Genomic DNA, 24,567 nt, shown 5'->3' on the forward strand with positions numbered 1-24,567 from the left:
TTTAAGCTGACTTCGTCAGTTCTATCCACAACCTCAAAACAGTGTTTTGAGCTGACTTCGTCAGTTCTATCCACAACCTCAAAACAGTGTTTTGAGCTGACTTCGTCAGTCTTATCTGCAACCTCAAAGCAGTGCTTTGAGCAACCTGCGGCTAGTTTCCTAGTTTGCTCTTTGATTTTCATTGAGTATAAAAAGCCTCTTCCCAAGGGAAAGAGGACTAAATTTTATTGATGAACTGCTTGCAGCAAATAAGAAATAGGTAGGGCAAAAATATTTAAACTCAAAAAACGCATAATATCCGGTGTTGAAAAACCTTGATATTATGCGCTCTATTATGGGAAAATTTACTTCATTTTCTCCTGAAATTGAGTTTTTACCCAGTCTCTCAAAGTCAATTTCAATCCACTAGAACAAGCCTAATACAGTTCCATCGCTTTCAACATCCATGTTGAGAGCTGCTGGACGTTTTGGAAGACCTGGCATGGTCATAACATCACCAGTTAAGGCAACGATGAAGCCTGCACCTAATTTTGGTACCAATTCACGAATGGTAATTTCAAAGTTTTCTGGTGCTCCAAGGGCATTTGGATTGTCTGAGAAGCTATACTGGGTCTTAGCCATACAGATTGGTAATTTGTCCCATCCGTTTTGAACGATTTGAGCGATTTGTGTTTGAGCTTTCTTCTCAAAGTTCACTTTGCTACCACGATAGATTTCAGTGACAATTTTTTCAATCTTTTCTTGGACAGAAAGGTCATTATCGTACAAACGTTTATAGTTAGATGGGTTTTCAGCGATAGTCTTGACAACCGTTTCAGCAAGTGCTACTCCACCTTCTGCACCATCAGCCCAGACACTTGCTAATTCAACTGGCACATCAATAGAAGCACAAAGTTCTTTCAAGGCTGCGATTTCAGCTTCAGTATCAGAGACAAATTCATTGATTGCTACAACTGCTGGAATACCGAACTTACGGATGTTCTCAACATGGCGTTTCAAGTTGGCAAAACTGGCACGAACTGCCTCTACGTTTTCCTCTGTCAAAGCATCTTTAGCCACACCACCATTCATCTTAAGGGCACGAAGGGTTGCGACAATGACAACTGCATCTGGAGATGTTGGCAAGTTTGGTGTCTTAATATCAAGGAATTTCTCGGCACCAAGGTCTGCACCAAAACCAGCTTCAGTAACTGTGTAATCAGCCAAGTGAAGGGCTGTGCTTGTTGCCAAGACAGAGTTACATCCGTGAGCGATATTAGCAAATGGACCACCGTGTACAAAGGCAGGTGTACCGTAAATTGTCTGAACCAAGTTTGGCTTAATAGCATCCTTTAAAATCAATGCTAAGGCACCTTCAACCTGCAAATCACCTACAGAAACAGGCGTACGGTCATAGCGATAACCAATAACGATATTGGACAAACGACGTTTCAAGTCCTCGATGTCCGTTGCCAAGCAAAGAATAGCCATGATTTCAGAAGCAACTGTAATGTCAAATCCATCCTCACGTGGAATACCGTTTAGAGGGCCACCAAGTCCAACAGTTACATGACGAAGGGCGCGATCATTCAAGTCCACAACGCGTTTCCAGAGGATACGACGTTGGTCAATTCCCAACTCATTCCCTTGATGTAAGTGGTTGTCAATCAAGGCAGAAAGAGCATTGTTGGCAGTCGTAATGGCATGCATATCTCCAGTAAAATGAAGGTTGATGTCTTCCATTGGCAAAACTTGAGCATAACCACCACCAGCGGCACCACCCTTAATCCCCATTACTGGACCAAGAGATGGTTCGCGAATAGCAATCATGGTTTTCTTGCCAATCTTGTTCAAGGCATCCGCAAGACCAATGGTAATAGTTGATTTTCCTTCACCTGCAGGTGTTGGGTTGATGGCAGTAACCAAAATCAATTTCCCAACTGGATTGCTCTCAACTGCACGAATTTTATCAAAGCTGAGCTTAGCCTTGTACTTTCCATACAACTCTAAATCTTCGTAAGAAATACCAAGTTTCTCTACAACATCAACGATTGGCTTCAACTCAATACTCTGTGCGATTTCAATATCTGTTTTCATTCAAAACTCCTCTAACCTCTTATATGATAATTCATTATATCACAAAACAAGATTTTTAACATCCTCAAACTCTCTAAACGTTCGTAAATATCCATTTTTTTAAGGTTTTTAGAGCCCTTTCTTAAATTTTATATGGCTTTATAGTTTGAAACTATAGTAAATATTCGTTTCTACCAAAAATTTATCACTTTCATTTTACTTACCGTTTATTTTTGTGTACAATAGTGCTATGAAAATTTTAGTTACATCGGGCGGTACCAGCGAAGCTATCGATAGCGTCCGCTCTATCACTAACCATTCTACAGGTCGCTTGGGCAAAATCATCACAGAGACTTTGCTTGCTTCAGGACATGAAATTTGTTTAATGACGACAAAACGAGCCGTGAAGCCAGAAGCCCATCCCAACCTAAGCATTCGAGAAATTAACAATACCAAGGATCTTCTACTAGAAATGCAAGAACGTATCAAGGATTATCAGGTCTTGATTCACTCAATGGCTGTTTCTGACTACACTCCTGTTTATATGACAGGGCTTGAGGAAGTTCAGGCTAGCTCCAATCTGGAAGAATTTTTAAGCAAGCAGAATCATCAGGCTAAGATTTCTTCAACTGATGAGGTTCAGGTTTTGTTCCTTAAAAAGACACCCAAAATCATATCCCTAGTCAAGGAATGGAATCCTGCTATTCATCTGATTGGTTTCAAACTGCTGGTTGATGTTAACGAAGATCATCTGGTTGACATTGCTAGAAAAAGTCTTATCAAGAACCAAGCAGACTTGATTATCGCAAATGACATGACTCAAATCTCAGCGAACCAGCATCGTGCTATCTTTGTCGAAAAAGATCAGCTTCAAACAGCCCAGACTAAAGAAGAAATTGCAGAACTCCTCCTTGAAAAAATTCAAGCCTATCATTCATAGAAAGGAAAGCTATGGCAAACATTCTCTTGGCTGTAACGGGCTCAATCGCCTCTTATAAGTCGGCAGATTTAGTCAGTTCTCTAAAAAAACAAGGCCATCAAGTCACTGTCTTAATGACTCAGGCTGCTACAGAGTTTATCCAACCTTTGACACTACAGGTACTCTCACAGAATCCTGTCCACTTGGATGTCATGAAAGAACCCTATCCTGATCAGGTCAATCATATCGAACTTGGAAAAAAAGCAGATTTATTTATCGTGGTACCTGCAACTGCTAACACTATTGCAAAACTAGCTCACGGATTTGCGGACAACATGGTAACCAGTACAGCTCTAGCCCTACCAAGTCATATTCCCAAACTAATAGCTCCTGCTATGAATACAAAAATGTATGACCATCCAGTAACTCAGAATAATCTGAAAACATTAGAAACCTACGGCTATCAGCTGATTGCTCCTAAGGAATCCCTACTAGCTTGTGGCGACCATGGACGAGGAGCTTTAGCCGACCTCACAATTATTTTAGAAAGAATAAAGGAAACTCTCGATGAAAAAACGCTCTAATATTGCACCCATTGCTATCTTCTTTGCAACCATGCTTGTGATACACTTTCTGAGCTCACTTATCTTTAACCTTTTTCCATTTCCAATCAAACCGACCATTGTTCATATTCCTGTCATTATTGCCAGCATTATCTACGGTCCACGAGTTGGGGTTACACTTGGATTTTTGATGGGGCTGCTTAGCTTAACGGTTAACACGATTACAATTCTACCGACAAGCTACCTCTTCTCCCCATTTGTACCAAACGGAAACATCTACTCAGCTATCATTGCCATCGTTCCACGTATTTTGATTGGTTTAACTCCGTATCTAGTTTATAAACTGATGAAAAATAAAACTGGTCTGATTCTAGCTGGTGCCCTTGGTTCACTTACCAACACAGTCTTTGTACTTGGTGGAATTTTCTATCTTTTTGGAAATGTTTTTGATGGTAATATCCAAAAACTCCTAGCAACCGTTATCTCAACAAACTCCATTGCCGAATTAGTTATTTCCGCAGTTCTAACCCTAGCCATTGTTCCAAGACTACAGACTTTGAAGAAATAATAAAAACATCTCCACTTTCAAGCTTGAAGGTGGAGATTTTGCTCTATACAGTTTCTTTTCAGTGAAATCTTTACTAACTTTTAACTAAAAAAACGACCTATAAACCTAAGTAAATCCTTGCTTTATTGTCTTTTTTATTGTACTATACTAGTGTATATACAGTTAAAAAGGAGATTCTTATGAACACACGGAAAAAGACACAATTTATGACCATGACTGCCCTTTTAACGGCTATTGCGATTTTGATTCCAATTGTTATGCCTTTTAAGATTGTCATTCCACCTGCTTCTTACACTTTGGGAAGCCACATCGCTATTTTTATCGCTATGTTCTTGTCGCCCTTGATGGCAGTTTTTGTCATCCTAGCCTCTAGTTTTGGATTTTTGATGGCTGGCTATCCCATGGTTATCGTTTTTCGAGCTTTTTCCCATATCTTTTTTGGGACTTTGGGGGCTCTTTACCTACAAAAATTCCCCGATACCCTAGATAAACCAAAAGCTTCCTGGATTTTCAACTTTGTGTTAGCGCTTGTCCATGCCCTTGCTGAAGTATTGGCCTGTGTCGTTTTTTACGCAACTTCCGGTACCAATGTAGAAAATATGTTTTATGTTCTCTTTGTGCTAGTTGGATTTGGCACAATTATCCATAGTATGGTAGACTATACATTAGCACTAGCTGTCTATAAAGTGCTTCGAAAACGCCGTTAAAAGGAAAAACTATGACAAAAGATCGCAAACAAGTCCTCCTCCAACTCTTGAAAGAAGCTCCTAAAGCCCTTAATGGCCAAAGTTTGGCGGAGCACTTTCATGTCACACGTCAGGTCATTGTACAGGACATTGCAATTTTAAGAGCCGATGGCGCTCCTATCCTATCCACTAATCGTGGTTATATCTATAAAGATGCTAATGCAAATACTTATCATCACAAATTATTTAAGGTCAAGCATGAAGTTGAAGAAATTGGACGAGAATTACTTGCTATCGTAGATAATGGTGGTCGCGTTCAAAATATCTTGATTGATCATCCTGTTTATGGAGAGATTGAAACCTTACTAAAACTGACCTGTCGCCGCGACGTGCAACATTTTCTAGAACAAGTCGAGCATTCAGATTTTAGACCTCTGTCTGAATTAACAGATGGTATCCATTACCACCTAGTTGAAGCCGAAACACAACAAGACCTCCGCTATATCGAGGAGGCCTTGGATCAGCTAGGTTATTTAGTAAAAGACTAGAAGGTTTTCTTCTCCCAATCGTCTTCTGTACGGCGAGGGTAGAAAAATTCAGATTTGTCCGGAGCTTCCATCATCTCCATCAGAGGTAGCATATCATAGGCCAGATCCAAGTTTGGAATCTGGTCTTTTTGAATCCAATAGCTCAAATAGTAACAATGATATTTAAAAACTACATTGAATGAAGATGAATAAGTACCTACTTATTAAATATATCACCAGTTATGTTGATCAACATTATCCTTAGTCACAAGATAAATTGGAGAAACTGTTTCTTTTTCTAGTTTTTTCCCTTGATAATGATCAATTGCTGATTGAATAGCAATTTCACCCATCTTAGCTGGTTGCTGAGCAATAGTGGCAGTAATATCACCTTTGGCAATAGCATCATGTGCATCTGGTTGACCATCAATACCAACAATTAATACATTGCTAAGACCAGCTGCTTTTACTGCTTGTGCAGCTCCTAACGCCATCTCATCATTCTGTGCAAAGATTGCTTGTACTTCTTTGTTTCCTTGAATCATATTTTGCGCTGTATTCAAAGCTTTTGCGCGATCAAAATTAGCGGATTGACTAGAAAGAACATCTAAATTTGTCTTTGAAATTTGTTCAAATCCTTTACCTCTATCTACAGTTGCAGAAGCACCAGGAACTCCTGATAATTCAAAAGTTTTTGCTTTTTCTCCCAATTGCTTGGTAATAAATTCGGCAGCCATTTTACCTGCTTCTACGTTATCAGAAGCAACAGTTGTCAAGACTTCACCACCATTACTACCGCGGTCAATTAAGATTACTGGAATATTTGCATTATTAGCAGCTTTAATAGATGTAACAATTGCATCAGAATCAACTGGATTAATTAGTAAAGCATCTACATTTTGACTAATAAAATTCTGAATATCATCTGCTTGTCTAGCAGCATCATCTTGTGCATCTGCTATCTTCAAAGTTACTTCTTTTTCTCCTGCAGCTTTTTCAAGACCATCTTTCATAGCCACAAAATAGGGATTGTTAGTAGTCGAAATAGAAACTCCTAATTTTAATTCTTTTGCCGACTTTTGAGTCGTAGATTTATTATCATTTGATGAATTTCCTAAACCAGTTTTTCCACAAGCTGCTAAAGCAAAAATAAATGTTACAAACAAAGCAAAAATGCTAATTTTTTTAATAATTTTCATGTTATTACTCCTCGTAATATATATCTATAGGGATAGTTTCCATCCCGATTATTGTACGTCATCTAATAAATTGTTGCTATTTCCAAAAAAATTGAAAATGATTCTACTGTTTTACAACTTTAAAACGATCAATCAGAACAGCAATTAAGATTACAACTCCTTTTACTACTTGCTGCCAAAATGCTGAAACACCAATAATATTAAGTCCATTATTCAAAACCCCAATAATTAAAGCACCTATTAGAGTCCCCAGTATACGACCTTTACCTCCTGATAATGAGGTTCCCCCAAGAACAACAGCTGCAATAGCATCCATTTCATAACTAGCACCTGCTGTTGGTTGAGCAGAACTTAAGCGTGATGTTATAATCAATCCAGAAATTGAAGCCATCATACCTGAAATTGAATAAATGATAATTTTCACTTTATTTAGTTTCACACCTGATATATATGCTGCTTTTTCATTCCCCCCTATAGCATACACAGATTTACCAAATGCTGTTTTATGAAGTAAAACATATAAAACAATAAATACAATAAACATAATAATTACAGGAAATGGAATTCCGACTATGTAACCTTGCCCCAAAAATTGAAATAAGAATGTATCACTTAATCCTTTTGTAATAGGATTCCCATTTGTATAAACAAGTGTTGCGCCTCTAAAAATAGTCATAGTTGCTAAAGTAACGATAAATGGAGCTAATTTCCCGTAGGAAATCAATAAACCATTCATCATCCCCAGAATGCAACCCAAAATTAAAGAGATGAGAATTGCTAATGTAACAGGCATTCCAGATCCTAATAGGCCAGCTGTGAGCGCACTGGATAATGCTAAAATTGATCCTACTGATAAATCAATTCCACCTGTTAGAATAACAAAAGTCATTCCAAAAGCAATCAGTGCATTTGATGTTACTTGCAATAGTAAATTTAACAGATTATTTGCTGTTAAAAAATTTGAATTGATAATAGTGATGACAGCCATTAAAATTATCAATGCTATTACTGTTGTCAATTCTGACATATACTTCATAGTATTTTTCACACTATTGTCCTCCTGTAGCTAGTTGCATAACTTTTTCTTGTGTAGCTTCTTGACGTGTTAATTCTCCACTAATTCTTCCTTCATGCATGACCATAATGCGATCACTGACTCCGATCACTTCTGGTAAATCTGAAGATACCATAATAATCGGCACACCTCGTTCAGCCAATTCATTCATTAATTGGTAAATTTCACGCTTAGCACCAACATCTACCCCACGAGTTGGCTCATCTAGAATCAGTACTTTTGGAGCAATACCTATCCATTTTGCTAAAACTACTTTCTGTTGATTACCACCAGAAAGTGTTCCAACTTCCTTATCTGGATAACCTGATTTAATTCGTAGCCTATCAATTAAACGTTGTACAAATATATCACTTGTTTTATTATCAAAAATGCCATTTTTAACAAAATCACGAGTACTAGGTAAAGTCATATTATCTTTAATAGAAAAATCTAAAATCAATCCCTCATCTTTACGATCTTCTGTTAAGAAACCAATTCCATGCTTAATTGCTTCAAAAGGATTTTTAATTATCAGTTGTTCTTCGTTTATTATAATTTGACCAGATTTTAAAGAATCAATTCCAAAAATTGCTCGCATTATTTCAGTACGACCAGCACCCATCAAACCAGAAAAACCAAGAATTTCCCCTTGACGTACATAGAAAGAAATATCCGTAAAAGCATCACCAGAAAGATTCTTAGCTTGAAAAACAATATTCCCAATCTCAGCCTTTTTTTCTGGATAATAATCTTCTAATTCACGACCTACCATCTTCTGAACTAATTCATCCGCATTGGTTAACTTCGTTTTCTTGGTATCAATTACAAACCCATCCCTCATAACAGTTATAAGATCTGTAATCTTAAAGATTTCTTCCATCCGATGTGAAATATACACAATACCTACACCATCAGATTTTAATCCTTCTATCACTTTAAAAAGTGTTTCAGTTTCACGATCAGTTAAAGCTGCTGTGGGTTCATCCATAATTAACAAGGAAACTTCTGATAATAAACATTTTGCTATTTCTATCATTTGTTGTTGTCCGACTGATAATTGACCAATGATTGCATCAAGAGGAATAGAGATATTAAGACGTTTAAACGCTTCTTTAGCTTTCCTTTCCATACTAACTTTATCTAGAAACCCAATCGAATTTTTAATTTCTCTTCCTAAAAAAAGATTATCAAGTACAGTCATATCTGGCCAAGTATTCATTTCTTGATGAATAAAACTCAGTCCAAACCGTTCTGCCTCTTGAGGATTAGAAAATGTTTTTTCTTTTCCATCAATAAAAATAGTTCCTGAAGTAGCTGGAAAAAGTCCAGTTAAAATATTCATTAAGGTTGATTTGCCTGCACCATTCTCTCCCATTAAAGCATGAACTTCTCCTGAATTAAGAACCAAATCAATACTTTCTAAAACACGATTATTCCCAAAAGATTTTGAAATGTTCTTCATTTCAATTTTCATAGGCAACCCCCTTCTAAATAATAACTCCTGATTGCAAGATTATATTCGAATATGGTGTATCTTCCCCAGTGCGAATAACTGCCTTAACTTTAGTATTCATAGCTTTCAATTCTTCATGACTAATATATTCAATAATTATATTCGATCCTAAAAGATCTAGAACTGCTTGCCACTGTTCTTTGTTTTTTTCCTTAATTTCTTCTGCTAAGAAAATTTTTTCAATAAGTACATGATCTGAATATTCTTTTAAAACTTCTAAAAAACTTGGACTACCTTTTCTTAATGCTAAATCAATTTTATCAACACCTTTTGGAACTGGCAATCCTAAATCTCCGATACAAACCAAATCCATATGACCTAAATCATCAGCTAGTTTTGCTATATTACTATTTAAAATCCCATATTTCTTCATATCCTGAATGCTCCTTTATTTCTTTCAAACTCGGCATGCCTCCTTGCGCTCCAAATCTTTGAACAGACAGATGTGAAGCAATCGTTGCAAAGGACAATGCAACATTCATCTCTTTTCCTTTTGAGATAGCATAAGCAAAAGCACCATTAAATGTATCTCCTGCTCCTGTAGTATCAACTACTTCTGCTTTTATAGCAGGAATCTTCTGAACTACTGCCCCATCATAATAAATGGAACCTTCAACTCCTAATGTCACAATCATTTTATTAGGATAAATTTTAATAATTTCTTCTAATTTCTTATCTGGAAAAAGCTCTGAACATTCATGCTCATTAGGAGTAATAAAATCACAAAAAGAAATCATCTCTATGTCTGTTTCTCTAGCTGGTGCAGGATTGTAAAGCACCTTAACTTGATTTTCTTGACAAAATTTAGCTATAGATAGGTTGGCTTCATGTGGTATTTCATTCTGTAATACAACAATACTTGCATCACTAATCAATTCCCACTCATTTTTCCAATCATTTGTTTTAACTAAATTATTCGCTCCGGGATAATAAATAATCCTATTATCACCTCCATATAAAGTAATTTGTGCAACTCCTGTAGATTGTGGTACCGTTCCCACATGTTCTGTAGAAATATTATTATTTTGCAGATTACTTAGTAAATCTGCTGAAAAAATATCTTCTCCGACGTTTCCAAATATGTAAATATGATCTTCTACACTGGATAATCTACCAATAGCTACAGCTTGATTTGCACCTTTTCCACCTGGAACTATATTAAATGAATCCCCAAAAATCGTTTCACCTCCTTCTGGAATCCTTTTTGTTCTCATAACTAAGTCCATTGAAATACTTCCAACAACAACAATTTTACTCATTACTTTCTCCTTAATGTATTTCTTTCTACGTATCTAACAGGTAGTTTAATTTTAGCTTCATCTATAGAGAACTTATTTGCCATATTATAGATTAGCTTTGCAGCCTGTTCTCCCATTTTATATGATGATTGGTGAATAGTTGATAAAGAAGGGTAAATAAATTGACTAAGTACAATATCATCATAACCAATGATTTGAATATCATCTGGAATTTTTTTACCAATTGCTAAAATTTCATGAATATAAGCTATCGCATGAATATCAGAAGGTGCTATAATACTATCGATATTTGGATTTCTTTTTAGATTCTCTTTAGCTTCTTTTTGAATTTTTTCAAAGTCAAACGTTTCACTTTCTTCAATACAAATTTCTAAAGATTTATTCCTCAAATAGTTTAAACTTGCTTCAAACCGTTCCGCGATATTCTCGGCTTTATCATCTAAAACTTTAATAATCAGAACTTGTTTAGCACCTGCATTACAGATTGCTTCAGCAGCCAAACGACCACCTGACTGATTATCAGAAAAAACACCGTAACCTGTATCTTTACTAATTCGGTCAACCACAACAACAGGTAATGATAAATCTGGATATTCTTTTGTGAAGTCATGTGTAGTAATAATGCCAGCAGCATTTGTTTTCAACAGTAAGTTAACATATTCACTCAAAGATTCTTGGTCTGAAATCGTACCAACCATAATTCTATAACCTTTATCTTTCAAATATGATTCAGCTCCTCGAACCAATCTTGGGAAGAAGGGATTTGAAATATCTGGTAATAAGAGTCCTACCATTTGGTTTTTTTTAGTTTTCAAAGATTGTGCTAATACATTTGGTGTGTAATTTAATTTTTTAATCGCATTTTTTATTTTCTCTCTCGTATCATCTCCAACATAACCTTTTTTTGATATATATCTTGAAACCGTTGATTTTGATACTCCAGCTTCTTCAGCAACCTGTTTTATTGTAGTCATCACTCCTCCTTCTTACGCTGTGGAACCGTTCCCTTATTCTATAGTAAACGTTTTCTTTTGATTTGTCAATACTTTTCTAAAAATATTTTAAATTTATTTCATAGTACATATATTTTTCCAAATATATTATTACTATTACACAAGAAACACAACAAGACCTCCACTATATCGAAGAGGCCTTGGATCAGCTCGGTTATTTGGTAAAGGATTAGAAAATTTTCTTTTCCCAATCGTCTTCTGTACGGCGAGGGTAGAAAAACTCCGACTTGTCCGGAGCTTCCATCATCTCCATCAAGGGTAACATATCATAGGCCAGATCCAAGTTTGGAATCTGGTCTTTTTGCACCCAAGAAACTTCTCCCTCATCTGAAGAGCGAAGGGTACCAGAGAACTCAGTCGCCTTATAACAAACGACAATATAGCGCCCACCTGTATCTAGTGGCCAATTTTTAATGCCGACCAGTTGAGGATTTTGGATAGTCAACCCTGTTTCTTCATAGATTTCACGAATGACAGACTCCGCAAAAGCCTCACCATTTTCTACATGACCTCCAGGAAAGGCATAACCAGACCAGCGATTGGTTTCAGGAGAGCGATACTGCATAACCACGCGCTGAGTTTCAAGATCTTCAATCAGACAAATGTTTGTTAAAATCGTTAATTGGGAACGTGACATAAATTTACTCACTTTCTAATTTATTAAATTTTTAGACTTGGTACCAGTGCCATTAGCTTCTACTTTTTAGAATTATTTAGAATAAAATACCATTCGTTTTTCCTTCATAGGCTTTCCAAGTTCAAGTATCTTTTCTTGTCCATCAAAAGTAAAACCCATTTTTTGATAGAAAGCAATGGCTCGTTTATTATCTTTCAATACCCATAAGAAAATTTCAGAAAAATGATTAAGAGCAGTCAAAGCTACTTTCACTAACTTTTGTGCGATACCTTTTCCATAATAGTCTTTTAAAACATATAAAGCAATAATTTCACCAGCTTGAATAGTCTCATCACGAAAATTGCCATAACTGATAAAACCAACCACCTTCACACCATCCATCGCAATCAATGTATTTTCTGGATACTTTTGACTAAAGAATCGACATCTTTCTAATGTCATTGTCTCCTGAAATTCTGCAGGCAAAAGGTTATCATAAGCCTCTCTCCACGTTTGCCAGTGAACGAGGGATTTATCTTCTATCTCTTCAGGAGTTTCCATTGATTTGATAATAACCGTCATTTGTTTTCTCCCAGTCTTCTCTCAAAATACCATATTTAATACTATCAAAATATTTACCTTGATAATAACGAACTTTTGGAATATGAGCTTCTTTTTTCATTCTTAATTTTTCAGCAAGTTTCATCATACCAAGATTTCCTGACCAAGTTGTCAAACCCAGATGCTCCAACTCCAAGTAATCCTGAAACGTCCTATCTATCCACTGCAACATAGCAACTTTCCCAATACCAGTGTTCCAGAATTTTTTATCATAAATACCAATTCCCAATTCCATCCATCTTGTTTCTTTACATACCCAATAACGCGAAACAGTCCCAACTAGTTTATCATCAACAAAAATACCAAGGCGATTTGAGTGGCTTAAAATGGATTCTGATTTTTGTAGTTCGAATTCTTTAAAATTTGAAAAATACTGATAATCATCATAATAGGGAGCATCATACTGTTTCCAAACTGGATTAAGCTGTGAATAAGCCATTTCCCATAAAGACATCAAATCTTCTTTCTTTAACTTTCTTAAATAAATCATACTATTCCCCTAATCCAAGGCCTTGACTTCCAGCATCATATCACGAATCTGAGCTGCTAGTTCAAAGTCAAGCACTTCAACGGCTTCTTGCATTTGTTTTTCGAGTTTCTTAACAAGTTCTTTGCGCTCTTGTTTGTTTAGGCTATTGATATCGATTTCCTTGTCCTCTTCCTTAGCAACTACCTTGGTCACGGCAATCAGGTCACGAATTTCTTTCTTGATGGTTTGTGGAACGATACCATGTTCTTCATTATAGGCCATCTGGATTTTCCGACGGCGGGCAGTTTCATCGATAGCACGTTGCATAGACTGGGTAACGGTGTCAGCATACATGATGACATGACCTTCACTGTTACGGGCGGCACGCCCAATGGTCTGGATGAGTCCACGCTCGTTACGAAGGAAACCTTCCTTGTCAGCATCGAGAATCGCTACGAGGCTCACTTCAGGAACGTCAATTCCTTCACGAAGGAGGTTGATTCCGACCAAGACATCAAAGACACCCAAACGCAGGTCACGGATAATCTCTGTCCGCTCTAAAGTCTTGATATCCGAGTGCATGTACTTGACCTTGATGCCCATTTCCTTGAAGTAGTCGGTTAAGTCCTCTGCCATTTTCTTGGTCAAAGTGGTGATAAAGGTACGCTCATTTTTCTCAACACGGGCATTGATTTCACCTAAGAGGTCATCAATCTGTCCCATAGTCGGACGAACTTCCACCTCAGGATCCAAGAGTCCCGTTGGACGAATGATTTGCTCAATCACTGTCTCAGTCTGTTCATTTTCATAGTCACCAGGTGTCGCTGAAACGTAAACAATCTGATGGACATGACTCTCAAACTCCTCCCGACGGAGAGGACGATTGTCCAAAGCTGATGGCAAGCGGAAACCATAATTCACCAGCATTTCCTTACGAGAACGGTCTCCATTGTACATGCCTTTGATTTGTCCCATGGTCATGTGGCTCTCATCAATCATGATTAAGAAATCATCTGGGAAGAAATCTAAGAGCGTATAAGGAGGCTCACCCTCACTACGTCCATCCATGTGGCGTGAATAGTTTTCAACCCCGTTGGTGTAGCCCATCTCACGCAGCATTTCGATATCGTACTCTGTCCGCTGTTTCAAGCGTTGGGCTTCAAGCAATTTACCTTCCTTCTCAAAGATAGCTAACTGCTCCTCTAATTCTACCTGAATCTTGGCAATGGCAACTTCCATGTGGTCATCATTGGTCACAAAGTGAGTCGCAGGGAAAATCGCTAAATGATCCACTTCTCCCAATACCTGACCTGTCAGAGCCTCAACCTCACGGATACGGTCAATCTCGTCTCCAAAAAACTCTACTCGAAAGGCGTGTTCATCACGAGAGGCTGGGAAAATCTCCACTACATCCCCACGAACACGAAATCTTCCCCGTTGGAAATCAATATCATTTCGCTCAAACTGAATATCGACCAAGTCATTTAAGAGTTTATCACGAGAAATTTCAAGACCTGGACGGAGACTAACGACACTATCAGCGTATTCCTTGGGCGAACCCAGACCATAGATACAAGAGACAGAGGCAACGACAATAACATCATTACGCTCCAAAAGGGCTGAAGTCGCTGAGTGGCGGAGCTTGTCAATCTCGTCATTGACAGAACTATCCTTCTCAATGTAGGTATCACTAGAAGGGACATAGGCCTCAGGTTGGTAATAATCATAGTAAGACACAAAGTACTCAACTGCATTTTCAGGGAAAAATTCCTTAAACTCCCCATAGAGCTGGCCTGCTAGAGTTTTATTGTGGGCAATAACCAGAGTTGGTTTATTGACTTTGGAAATGACCTGACTCATGGTATAGGTCTTCCCTGTTCCGGTCGCCCCCATCAGAATCTGAGCTTTTTCTCCACCCTCAATGTTATCAACCAACTGTTCGATAGCTTGTGGTTGATCTCCTGATGGTTGATATTTTGATACTAGTTTAAATTGATTATCTGTAATGCGGTTAATCATAAGAATCCTCTCTCCATGTGCTATTCCTATTTTAGCATACTTGTAGCATTTTCACGAAGAAAAGGACGGACCGAAGTCACATCCTTTCATTTTCTTTCTTTAATTGATAAGCGAGATAAAGAATCAGCAGAAACAAAATAATACTGGACACGATGGAACCCTCAATACCAAAAGACCCACCAGATAGCCAGTCTTGATTGCCTTGTGGAGTAAATTTCATGATTGATGTTCCTGAAGACTGACCACTAACTAATACTCCAAAGAGGTTTCCCTGTGCGAAATTCCAGGCTCCATGAATACCACCTATACCCCATATAGTATCTGTTTTAAGAAGATATAGGGACATGGCAACTCCGAATAAAAAGAGATCAATTGCAGATAAGAAAGTTATGCCTGGATTTCCTAAATGAAGTAAGGTAAAGAGACTACTAGATATGATAATAGCGACTTTAAGATTAGTTCTCTTAGCCAATTGTGGAAGCAGCCAAGCACGAGTAACCAATTCTTCTGCCGTTCCTTGTAAAATCCAAAAAGGTATTGTAAATAAAGTAAAAGCTAGCGAATAAGTATCCAAGTGAATGGAGTCAAATTGATACTGCCCCAAGGCTACTAGTCCAGCCAAAGCAAGTATAAAGAGGGATAGACCAAGACCGTATCCTTTAAATAAGGCACTTAAAAAATTTTCTTTATAGAATCCCAAGGTTCGAATCGGTCTTTTCTCTACTTTTCTAGTCCATCTAAACACAGTTAAGATGATAAAACCAAAGGACAATAATTCAAATATTAAATGGATGTCACTTGTTTTATCAGATAAATTCTGAAATAACATTTGAAGGAAATCTGCAATTCTTTGACCACCCATACCAAGATTGCTAAATAGCCCGATCAATTCTAAAAAACTAAGTCCAAAAAATAGAGAAGATATGAACTCAGATATATAGACGAAAAATAGAGCTAACAAGGGGCTTGTGTAAATGTTTAAACTCATTTTAGAAGTTTCAAAGTCTTTTAAGATTCTTTTGTCTTTCATAACTTTATCCTCTTTTACTATATGATCTACCTTTATTATAGCACTTCTGTTGTGTGATTCAAGACAAAACCAGAATTATAGATGTCATATTTTCTTACACGAAAATATAAAAATTTGCCTTTTTTTACTTTTTCTGATATAATGGGAAAATATTCGGAAAAGGAGACTAAAAATGAAGAAAAAATTTCTAGCATTTTTGCTAATTTTATTCCCAATTTTCTCATTAGGTATTGCGAAAGCTGAAACGATTAAGATTGTTTCTGATACCGCCTATGCACCTTTTGAGTTTAAAGATTCAGATCAAACTTATAAAGGAATTGATGTTGACATTATCAACAAAGTCGCTGAGATTAAAGGATGGAACATTCAGATGTCCTATCCTGGATTTGATGCAGCGGTAAATGCGGTTCAAGCTGGTCAAGCTGACGCTATCATGGCAGGGATGACAAAGACGAAAGAACGTGAAAAAGTTTTCACCATGTCTGATACTTACTATGATACAAAAGTTGTCATTGCGACTACAAAGGCACACAAGATTAGCAAGTACGATCAATTGTCTGGTAAAACTATTGGTGTTAAAAACGGAACAGCCGCTCAACGTTTTCTTGAAACAATCAAAGATAAATACGGCTTTACTATTAAAACATTTGACACTAGTGATTTGATGAACAACAGCTTGAGTGCTGGTGCCATCGATGCCATGATGGATGACAAACCTGTTATCGAATATGCCATTAACCAAGGTCAAGACCTCCATATTGAAATGGATGGTGAAGCTGTAGGTAGCTTTGCTTTCGGTGTTAAAAAAGGTAGCAAATACGAGCACTTAGTCACTGAATTTAACCAAGCCTTGGCTGAAATGAAAAAAGATGGTAGTCTTGATAAAATCATCAAGAAATGGACTGCTTCATCATCTTCAGCAGTGCCAACTACAACTACTCTAGCGGGCTTAAAAGCTATTCCTGTTAAGGCTAAATACATCATTACCAGCGATTCTTCTTTTGCACCTTTTGTTTTCCAAAATTCAAGCAACCAATACACTGGTATTGATATGGAATTGATTAAGGCCATCGCTAAAGACCAAGGTTTTGAAATTGAAATCACCAACCCTGGTTTCGATGCTGCTATCAGTGCTGTTCAAGCTGGACAAGCTGATGGTATCATTGCTGGTATGTCTGTCACAGATGCTCGTAAGGCAACTTTTGACTTCTCAGAATCATACTACACTGCTAATACAATCCTTGGTGTCAAAGAATCAAGTACCATTGCTTCTTATGAAGATTTGAAAGGGAAGACAGTTGGTGTTAAAAACGGAACCGCTTCTCAAACCTTCCTAACAGAAAATCAAAGCAAATACGGCTACAAAATCAAAACCTTCGCTGATGGTTCGTCAATGTATGACAGTTTAAACACTGGTGCCATCGATGCCGTTATGGATGATGAACCTGTTCTCAAATATTCTATCAGCCAAGGTCAAAAATTGAAAACACCAATCGCTGGAACTCCAATCGGTGAAACAGCCTTTGCTGTTAAAAAAGGAGCAAATCCTGAATTGATTGAAATGTTCAACAACGGACTTGCAAACCTTAAAGCAAACGGAGAATTCCAAAAGATTCTTGACAAATACCTAGCTAGCGAATCTTCAACTGCTTCAACAAGCACTGTTGACGAAACAACTATCTGGGGCTTGCTTCAAAACAACTACAAACAACTCCTTAGCGGTCTTGGTATCACTCTTGCTCTAGCTCTTATCTCATTTGCTATTGCTATTGTTATCGGGATTATCTTCGGTATGTTTAGCGTTAGCCCCTACAAATCTCTTCGTGTGATTTCTGAGATTTTCGTTGACGTTATCCGTGGTATTCCATTGATGATTCTTGCAGCCTTCATCTTCTGGGGAATTCCAAACTTCATCGAGTCCATCACAGGCCAACAAAGTCCAATTAACGACTTTGTAGCTGGTACTATTGCCCTCTCACTCAATGCGGCTGCTTATATCGCTGAAATCGTTCGTGGTGGTATTCAGGCCGTTCCAGTTGGCCAAATGGAAGCCAGCCGAAGCTTGGGGATCTCTTATGGAAAAACCATGCGTAAGATTATCTTGCCACAAGCAACTAAATTGATGTTGCCAAACTTTGTTAACCAATTCGTTATCGCTCTTAAAGATACAACTATCGTATCTGCTATCGGTTTGGTTGAACTCTTCCAAACTGGTAAGATTATCATTGCCCGTAACTACCAAAGTTTCAAGATGTATGCAATCCTTGCTATCTTCTATCTTTTAATTATCACGCTTTTGACTAAACTAGCGAAACGCTTAGAAAAGAGGATTCGTTAATGGCAAAATTAAAAATTGATGTAAATGATTTACACAAAAGCTACGGAAAAAATGAAGTCCTAAAAGGAATTACGACTAAGTTCTATGAAGGAGATGTTGTTTGTATCATCGGTCCTTCAGGTTCTGGTAAGTCAACCTTCCTCCGTAGCCTCAATCTTTTGGAAGAAGTTACGAGCGGTCACATCACTGTGAACGGTTATGACTTAACTGAAAAAACAACCAACGTTGACCACGTCCGTGAAAATATCGGAATGGTTTTCCAACACTTCAATCTCTTCCCACACATGTCTGTATTGGACAACATCACCTTTGCTCCTATTGAGCACAAGTTGATGACCAAGGAAGAAGCTGAAAAATTAGGAATGGAGTTACTTGACAAGGTTGGGCTAGCAGATAAGGCTAAGGCCTGTCCAGATAGCCTATCAGGTGGTCAAAAACAACGTGTGGCCATCGCTCGTGGACTTGCAATGAATCCAGACATCATGCTCTTTGATGAACCAACTTCTGCCCTTGACCCTGAGATGGTCGGAGACGTACTGAACGTTATGAAGGAATTGGCTAAACAAGGCATGACCATGATTATCGTAACCCATGAGATGGGATTTGCCCGTCAGGTTGCCAACCGAGTTATCTTTACTGCGGACGGTGAATTTCTTGAAGATGGGACACCTGATCAAATCTTTGACAATCCACAACACCCACGTCTGAAAGATTTCTTGGACAAGGTCTTAAACGTTTAAACGCCAACTGTAAGGATTTCCTTGCAGTTTTTTTCTATCTCGTATTGGAATTTTTGATTTTTCGGAAAATTATGTTAGAATTAAGTTTATGAAATGAGGTTTCCTCATACCTAGCAAAACTAGGAATAAAAATAGAAATTAGGTAGCTAGATGTCATCTAAGGTTATTGTTACAATTTTCGGTGCGAGTGGAGACCTGGCTAAACGCAAGCTCTACCCTTCCCTATTTAGACTATATAAATCCGGCAATCTTTCCAAGCACTTTGCAGTCATTGGAACTGCCCGTCGTCCTTGGAGCAAGGAATATTTTGAATCTGTTGTAGTCGAATCTATCCTTGATTTGGCAGATAGTACCGAACAGGCTCAAGAGTTCGCTAGCCACTTCTACTATCAAAGTCATGATGTCAACGATACAGAACACTACATTGCTTTGCGTCAATTGCAGGCTGAACTAAATGACAAGTACCAAGCTGAACACAACAAGCTCTTCTTCTTGTCTATGGCACCTCAGTTCTTTGGAACTATTGCCAAACACCTCAAGTCTGAAAATATCGTAGATGGAAAAGGTTTTGAGCGCTTAATCGTTGAGAAACCATTTGGTACAGATTACGCAAGCGCAAGCAAGTTGAATGACGAGCTCCTAGCAACATTTGACGAAGAACAAATTTTCCGTATTGACCATTATCTTGGGAAGGAAATGATCCAAAGTATCTTTGCAGTTCGCTTTGCAAACTTGATTTTTGAAAACGTTTGGAACAAAGACTTTATCGACAATGTTCAAATTACCTTTGCGGAGCGCTTAGGCGTAGAAGAACGTGGTGGCTATTATGATGAATCTGGTGCCCTCCGTGACATGGTACAAAACCACACTCTACAACTCCTTTCCCTTCTTGCCATGGACAAGCCAGCAAGCTTCACAAAAGATGAGATTCGTGCTGAAAAGATTAAGGTTTTTAAAAACCTCTATCATCCAACTGATGAAGAACTTAAAGAACACTTTATCCGTGGTCAATACCGCTCTGGTAAGATTGATGGCATGAAATACATCTCTTATCGTAGCGAGCCAAATGTAAATCCAGAATCTACAACTGAAACCTTTGCATCTGGTGCTTTCTTTGTAGACAGCGATCGATTCCGTGGTGTTCCTTTCTTCTTCCGTACTGGTAAACGTCTGACTGAAAAAGGCACTCATGTCAACATCGTCTTTAAACAAATGGACTCTATCTTTGGAGAACCACTTGCTCCAAACATTTTGACCATCTATATCCAACCCACAGAAGGCTTCTCTCTCAGTCTAAATGGGAAGCAAGTAGGAGAAGAATTTAACTTAGCTCCTAACTCACTGGATTACCGTACAGATGCGACCGCAACTGGTGCTTCTCCAGAACCATACGAGAAATTGATTTATGATGTCCTAAATAACAACTCAACTAACTTTAGCCACTGGGATGAAGTTGGTGCGTCATGGAAATTGATTGACCGTATCGAAGAGCTCTGGGCTGAAAATGGTGCCCCACTTCATGACTATAAAGCTGGAAGCATGGGACCTCAAGCAAGCTTTGACTTACTTGAAAAATTCGGTGCCAAATGGACTTGGCAACCAGATATCGCCTATCGTCAAGATGGTCGTTTAGAATAAAAAAATTTCCTGCAAGTTTATGCCTTGCAGGATTTTTGCTTCTGATTAGATTAAGCCTTCCAAGAGACCTTTCATAAAGTTTTCTGAGTTAAACTCTCCAATATCATCGATTTTTTCACCAAAACCAATCAATTTTACAGGAATATTGAGTTCTTCACGGATGGCTAGAACAACACCACCTCGAGCAGTTCCATCAATCTTAGTCAAGACAATTCCTGTTAAAGGAGTGATTTTTGAAAATTCTTTGGCCTGTACCAAGGCATTTTGACCTGTTGATGCATCAAGTGCCAAGAAGGTTTCATGAGGAGCTTCTGGCACAATACGTTTGATAATACGACCAATCTTTTCCAACTCAGCCATGAGGTTGTCCTTGTTTTGCAAACGACCAGCAGTATCGATCATGAGAATATCGATACCTTCAGCCACGGCACGTTCCATGCCATCAAAGACCACACTGGCTGGATCAGCTTTTTCAGATCCAGTCACAACTGGAACGTCCACACGACGGCCCCATTCAGCAAGCTGGGCTACCGCCCCTGCACGGAAGGTGTCTGCCGCAACCAACATAACCTTCTTGCCAGCTTGTTTGTAGCGGTGGGCTAGTTTTCCGATAGAAGTTGTTTTCCCAACACCATTAACACCGACAAAGAGCATGACTGTCAAGCCATTTTGGAAGTGGATGCTTTCATCGTAGCTACCATCCTTTTCATAAAGCTCAACCAATTTCTCAATGATGACACGGCGCAGTGCATCAGGTTTCTTGGCGTTTTCAAGCTTGGCTTCGTAGCGTAACTCATCTGTTAAGTTAGAAGCGACCTGTACACCAACGTCACTCATGATCAGCAGTTCTTCCAGTTCCTCGAAAAATTCTTCGTCAACAGAGCGGAAGTTGGCAAGGAAGGCATTCAAACGAGCACCGAAGCCTGTACGAGTCTTCTTGAGACTGCGGTCATATTTTTCCTGAACAGTTTCTTCTGCTTGAGGCGTTTGTGCTTCAAGCACTTCAGAATTATTTTCTTCTACAGTTCGTTCGTGCTCAGGATTATCTCCCTCTGAGACTTCTTCTGAGTTTGGAAATTCTTCTATTTCTTCTTGAGAAACCTCTACAGTTGGCTTTGAATCCATACTTTCTTCAACTGTATCTTGGATTTCCTCTTCTTGGAGCTTAGCTTGTTCAACAATTTCAACTTCTTCATCTTCCTGAGAAACTTCCTCAGCTTCTGTAAGGGCAGGCTCCGTATCTTCAGACAAATCAAGATTTTCCAGAGCTTCTTTTACAACTTCTTCTATTTTAGGTTCTTCTTTTTTTCCGAATAGACGGTCAAATAATCCCATATCTTAGTTCTCCTTTAGCACATATTCTTCGATAGCCCAGGCGACAGCTTCCTCATCGTTGGTCATCGGCGTTACTACATTTGCGGCTGCCTTTACTTCAGGAACAGCGTTTTGCATGGCAACACCGAGTCCCGCCCACTCAATCATAGAGAGGTCATTGGCCTCGTCACCACAAGCCATGACTTGGCTTTGGTCAATTCCAAGATGGCTAATTAGTTTTGCCAAACCTGTTGCTTTATGAACATTCTTTGGTGACCACTCTAGCAACATTTCACGTGATTTAAAGATTTCATATTGGTCAAACAATTCTGGAGAAATCTTCTGAATAGCTGCATCCAAGGGTTCTTGAGCAAAGGCAGTCACACACTTATTGTAAGTCATCTGACTAGACAAGTCTTCAAAGTCCACTGGAATAAAGGTCAATGCTGGATTGAATTTGGCATAAAGACTTTCTTGGTCCGATTGGATTTGATAAACAGTTCCTTCTGAGATAGCATCAAGAGGCAGTGATAATTTCTCTGTCTCCTCATACAAGCGTGCCACATCATCATATGAAAAGACTGTTTTATCAAGGATTTCACCTGTATTCTTCTGAACCAAACCACCATTAAAAGTAATCGTATACTCATCTTCCTGACCGTCAGTCCCTAGCTCATGGAGAAAGAAATCCATGGCTTTTAAGGGACGACCAGTTGTCAATACGACCTTGATACCACGATCACGCGCAGCTTTCAAGGTTGCTTTGGTACGATCCGTCAGCCTTTTATCAGTAGTCAGCAAGGTCCCGTCCAAGTCCAATGCAATCAATTTTATATCTGCCATTATAAGCCCTCCATATAAGCTATAACCGACTGATCCTTATGGTGACCAATCACAGTCTCTGCTAATTCTAAAATTTCTGGTCGTGCATTTTCAGGAGCTACAGGATGTCCCACAACCTGCATCATATGCAAATCATTTAGATTGTCTCCAAAAGCCATAACCTGATCCATTGTGATACCAAGTTTTTTAGCTAATTCAACAATAGCCACACCCTTATCGACATAATCCAGAACAATATCAATGGATTCAAAGCCAGTTGTCATGGCCTTAACACCAGGGACATTTTCATTGACCCAAGTTTCCCCAGCTTCTAGCGTTTCTTCTGTGAAGTTGGTTGTAAATTTGAAAATATCATCTGTGATAGCTTCCAAACTCGCTACTTTTTGGATATTTTCATTATAGTGCTGGCTCTCTTTCAAATAGGTTGCATCAACCGTATCTAGCACATAAGAACCCTTCTTACCCGTCAAGAGCAATTTATTGATATCTACATAAGGTGACGTTTTCAGCTTTTCAAAAGTTGCCAGATAAAACTCACGAGACATAGTCGCTTCATACAAGTCCTGACCTTGATACTCTACTAAACTGCCATTTTCCGCGATGAAAATAATGTCATCACGAACATCAGCAAATAATTTTTCTAGAGATAAAAATCCGCGCCCCGAAGCCACCGCAAAGTAAATCCCTTTTTCCTTGTAAGAAACCAAGAGAGACTTGAGGCGGTCCATATCAAAGCGTCCATTCTCATCTAGGAAGGTTCCGTCCATATCCGTTGCTACTAGTTTAATCATAAATTCTTCATACTCCAATTAATAAATCCACCTTCTATTATACCATAGAAAAAGCAAATAGCGCCTAATCCATTTGAGATTAGACGCTTGATAAACTCCCGACTTTATCACTTAATTTTTATCCAATATTACTTAACCCTTTAGTATAACTGGATTTTTTCTAAATTCCCAAACTAACTTCCACCGCCAATAAAAGTTGAAATTAATCTGATAAAAATCGAAAAAACAAGTGGAATTCCAAGTCAGAGTAAGTTCCACTTGTTTATCGTCCAATAACAAGGAAGAGATGCTCGTCTTTCAAAATTGTCTTAAAGGTTTCTTCAGAATTGAGCCTGTATTCAATAGCCTTCCCTAGTTCTGAACCCTGTAAAACTGACTGGATCCGGCACCAAACAAAGAAGTCTTCCATTCAGGGTTGGAGCTTTTCTTGACGTTTCTGTAGTCGTTCATCAATCGACAATGTATCCCATCAATAAGCTAAGCCTTTAGCACCTAACGATGATTTCCCCACTTGCTTGGGCGTCGCTTCAAAAAACTCCTTTCTCACATGTGCCCAACAACCAACAAGTGCAGCTTCTTCCAGTTGACGATAAGCGGACGAGCATCTCGCAGTTTACCAAGCTTAGCATCGCTTTGCTCCTAAACCTTGGACTGCTATCGCATAAGCAGAATAAGCTCCCTGAGATTCCTGCACTACTAAACCACTCCGTCGCTGATCATGATGGTAAAGCGTGATACCTTGTTGCTCATCTTTCCCTGACAAAAAAGTCTAATAATAGGTCTGCTGGCTAT

General features: G+C 38.4%; 25 protein-coding genes and 2 pseudogenes. 9 read left to right on the forward strand and 18 right to left on the reverse strand.

Annotation, left to right across the window (positions count from 1 at the left end; all coding sequences use genetic code 11):
- Both HT678_RS11610 and HT678_RS09520 read right to left on the reverse strand, forming a co-directional pair.
- On the reverse strand, positions 1 to 182 hold a 182-nt coding region (locus HT678_RS11610; RefSeq protein ID WP_345890415.1), incomplete at its 3' end, for a hypothetical protein.
- Positions 183 to 405: 223 nt separating this feature from the next.
- Positions 406 to 2,076, reverse strand: a complete 1,671-nt coding sequence (locus HT678_RS09520) for a formate--tetrahydrofolate ligase (RefSeq protein WP_172924906.1) — start codon at positions 2,074 to 2,076, stop codon at positions 406 to 408.
- Between the two features lie 229 nt (positions 2,077 to 2,305).
- On the opposite strand from HT678_RS09520, the gene coaB reads away from it, so the two are divergent.
- The 5 genes from coaB to HT678_RS09545 all read left to right on the forward strand — a co-directional run bounded on the left by coaB (position 2,306) and on the right by HT678_RS09545 (position 5,339).
- Positions 2,306 to 2,995, forward strand: coding sequence for a phosphopantothenate--cysteine ligase (gene coaB / locus HT678_RS09525; RefSeq protein WP_119947830.1), 690 nt, complete (start codon positions 2,306 to 2,308; stop codon positions 2,993 to 2,995).
- 11 nt (positions 2,996 to 3,006) lie between these two features.
- Entirely contained in the window at positions 3,007 to 3,558 is a 552-nt protein-coding gene (gene coaC, locus HT678_RS09530; protein ID WP_001284129.1) for a phosphopantothenoylcysteine decarboxylase, read from the forward strand.
- Positions 3,542 to 4,105 carry an ECF transporter S component gene (locus HT678_RS09535; protein ID WP_000747412.1) on the forward strand — a complete coding sequence of 188 codons (564 nt, stop codon included), beginning with the start codon at positions 3,542 to 3,544 and terminating at the stop codon, positions 4,103 to 4,105. Before coaC ends, HT678_RS09535 begins: the two co-directional genes overlap by 17 nt.
- A gap of 179 nt (positions 4,106 to 4,284) precedes the next feature.
- Positions 4,285 to 4,812, forward strand: coding sequence for an ECF transporter S component (locus HT678_RS09540; RefSeq protein WP_001097393.1), 528 nt, complete (start codon positions 4,285 to 4,287; stop codon positions 4,810 to 4,812).
- An 11-nt stretch (positions 4,813 to 4,823) separates the two neighbouring features.
- Positions 4,824 to 5,339 carry a transcription repressor NadR gene (locus HT678_RS09545; RefSeq protein WP_172924909.1) on the forward strand — a complete coding sequence of 172 codons (516 nt, stop codon included), beginning with the start codon at positions 4,824 to 4,826 and terminating at the stop codon, positions 5,337 to 5,339.
- On the opposite strand, the pseudogene HT678_RS09550 reads toward HT678_RS09545, so the two are convergent.
- The 7 genes and pseudogenes from HT678_RS09550 to HT678_RS09580 all read right to left on the reverse strand — a co-directional run.
- A pseudogene (locus HT678_RS09550) lies at positions 5,336 to 5,476 on the reverse strand (NUDIX hydrolase); the annotation flags it as partial. The gene HT678_RS09545 and the pseudogene HT678_RS09550 sit on opposite strands and share 4 nt — an antisense overlap.
- Before the next feature lie 75 nt (positions 5,477 to 5,551).
- Positions 5,552 to 6,517, reverse strand: a complete 966-nt coding sequence (locus HT678_RS09555) for a substrate-binding domain-containing protein (RefSeq protein ID WP_023940186.1) — start codon at positions 6,515 to 6,517, stop codon at positions 5,552 to 5,554.
- Positions 6,518 to 6,620: 103 nt separating this feature from the next.
- Positions 6,621 to 7,565, reverse strand: a complete 945-nt coding sequence (gene rbsC, locus HT678_RS09560; protein ID WP_023938584.1) for a ribose ABC transporter permease — start codon at positions 7,563 to 7,565, stop codon at positions 6,621 to 6,623.
- Between the two features lies 1 nt (position 7,566).
- Complete coding sequence (locus HT678_RS09565; protein WP_172924911.1) at positions 7,567 to 9,045, reverse strand: sugar ABC transporter ATP-binding protein; 1,479 nt, start codon at positions 9,043 to 9,045, stop codon at positions 7,567 to 7,569.
- 13 nt (positions 9,046 to 9,058) lie between these two features.
- Positions 9,059 to 9,457: a D-ribose pyranase gene (gene rbsD, locus HT678_RS09570; RefSeq protein WP_000759835.1), complete on the reverse strand. Its 399-nt coding sequence runs from the start codon at positions 9,455 to 9,457 to the stop codon at positions 9,059 to 9,061.
- Positions 9,432 to 10,343 (reverse strand): ribokinase, encoded by a 912-nt coding sequence (rbsK, locus tag HT678_RS09575; RefSeq protein WP_119947834.1) that lies wholly within the window; start codon positions 10,341 to 10,343, stop codon positions 9,432 to 9,434. The genes rbsD and rbsK overlap by 26 nt, the downstream gene beginning before the upstream one ends.
- Entirely contained in the window at positions 10,343 to 11,317 is a 975-nt protein-coding gene (locus HT678_RS09580; protein ID WP_023940189.1) for a LacI family DNA-binding transcriptional regulator, read from the reverse strand. Before HT678_RS09580 ends, rbsK begins: the two co-directional genes overlap by 1 nt.
- Before the next feature lie 143 nt (positions 11,318 to 11,460).
- Between HT678_RS09580 and HT678_RS09585 the strand changes: the two are divergent.
- Positions 11,461 to 11,529 (forward strand): annotated as a pseudogene (locus tag HT678_RS09585) (DNA-binding transcriptional regulator); the annotation flags it as partial.
- Here the strand turns inward: HT678_RS09585 and HT678_RS09590 are convergent.
- The 5 genes from HT678_RS09590 to HT678_RS09610 form a co-directional block, all read right to left on the reverse strand.
- Positions 11,526 to 11,993 carry an 8-oxo-dGTP diphosphatase gene (locus HT678_RS09590; protein ID WP_023940190.1) on the reverse strand — a complete coding sequence of 156 codons (468 nt, stop codon included), beginning with the start codon at positions 11,991 to 11,993 and terminating at the stop codon, positions 11,526 to 11,528. The pseudogene HT678_RS09585 and the gene HT678_RS09590 overlap by 4 nt on opposite strands.
- Before the next feature lie 72 nt (positions 11,994 to 12,065).
- Positions 12,066 to 12,554, reverse strand: a complete 489-nt coding sequence (locus HT678_RS09595; RefSeq protein WP_023940191.1) for a GNAT family N-acetyltransferase — start codon at positions 12,552 to 12,554, stop codon at positions 12,066 to 12,068.
- Complete coding sequence (locus HT678_RS09600) at positions 12,520 to 13,083, reverse strand: GNAT family protein (RefSeq protein ID WP_023940192.1); 564 nt, start codon at positions 13,081 to 13,083, stop codon at positions 12,520 to 12,522. The genes HT678_RS09595 and HT678_RS09600 overlap by 35 nt, the downstream gene beginning before the upstream one ends.
- A 9-nt stretch (positions 13,084 to 13,092) precedes the next feature.
- On the reverse strand, positions 13,093 to 15,081 hold the full coding sequence (uvrB, locus tag HT678_RS09605) for an excinuclease ABC subunit UvrB (protein WP_172924913.1): 1,989 nt from the start codon (positions 15,079 to 15,081) through the stop codon (positions 13,093 to 13,095).
- A 76-nt stretch (positions 15,082 to 15,157) separates the two neighbouring features.
- A complete protein-coding gene (locus HT678_RS09610; RefSeq protein WP_172924915.1) occupies positions 15,158 to 16,111 on the reverse strand; it encodes a CPBP family intramembrane glutamic endopeptidase in 954 nt (317 codons plus the stop codon).
- Positions 16,112 to 16,283: 172 nt separating this feature from the next.
- On the opposite strand from HT678_RS09610, the gene HT678_RS09615 reads away from it, so the two are divergent.
- From HT678_RS09615 to zwf, 3 genes are all read left to right on the forward strand, one after another.
- Positions 16,284 to 18,449 carry an ABC transporter substrate-binding protein/permease gene (locus tag HT678_RS09615; protein WP_172924917.1) on the forward strand — a complete coding sequence of 722 codons (2,166 nt, stop codon included), beginning with the start codon at positions 16,284 to 16,286 and terminating at the stop codon, positions 18,447 to 18,449.
- On the forward strand, positions 18,449 to 19,189 hold the full coding sequence (locus tag HT678_RS09620; RefSeq protein ID WP_001096327.1) for an amino acid ABC transporter ATP-binding protein: 741 nt from the start codon (positions 18,449 to 18,451) through the stop codon (positions 19,187 to 19,189). The genes HT678_RS09615 and HT678_RS09620 overlap by 1 nt, the downstream gene beginning before the upstream one ends.
- Positions 19,190 to 19,339: 150 nt before the next feature.
- Positions 19,340 to 20,827: a glucose-6-phosphate dehydrogenase gene (zwf, locus tag HT678_RS09625; protein WP_033681726.1), complete on the forward strand. Its 1,488-nt coding sequence runs from the start codon at positions 19,340 to 19,342 to the stop codon at positions 20,825 to 20,827.
- Between the two features lie 45 nt (positions 20,828 to 20,872).
- On the opposite strand, the gene ftsY is transcribed toward zwf, so the two are convergent.
- The 4 genes from ftsY to HT678_RS11790 form a co-directional block, all read right to left on the reverse strand.
- Complete coding sequence (ftsY, locus tag HT678_RS09630; RefSeq protein ID WP_138707763.1) at positions 20,873 to 22,162, reverse strand: signal recognition particle-docking protein FtsY; 1,290 nt, start codon at positions 22,160 to 22,162, stop codon at positions 20,873 to 20,875.
- 3 nt (positions 22,163 to 22,165) lie between these two features.
- A complete protein-coding gene (locus HT678_RS09635) occupies positions 22,166 to 22,984 on the reverse strand; it encodes a Cof-type HAD-IIB family hydrolase (RefSeq protein WP_119946646.1) in 819 nt (272 codons plus the stop codon).
- Positions 22,984 to 23,775 (reverse strand): HAD family hydrolase, encoded by a 792-nt coding sequence (locus HT678_RS09640; RefSeq protein ID WP_025170661.1) that lies wholly within the window; start codon positions 23,773 to 23,775, stop codon positions 22,984 to 22,986. Before HT678_RS09640 ends, HT678_RS09635 begins: the two co-directional genes overlap by 1 nt.
- A 622-nt stretch (positions 23,776 to 24,397) precedes the next feature.
- Positions 24,398 to 24,538, reverse strand: a complete 141-nt coding sequence (locus HT678_RS11790; RefSeq protein ID WP_212750423.1) for a hypothetical protein — start codon at positions 24,536 to 24,538, stop codon at positions 24,398 to 24,400.
- Between the last annotated feature and the right edge of the window lie 29 nt (positions 24,539 to 24,567).

Source organism: Streptococcus sp. 3167 (assembly GCF_013277175.1).
Classification (GTDB): Bacteria; Bacillota; Bacilli; order Lactobacillales; family Streptococcaceae; genus Streptococcus; species Streptococcus pseudopneumoniae.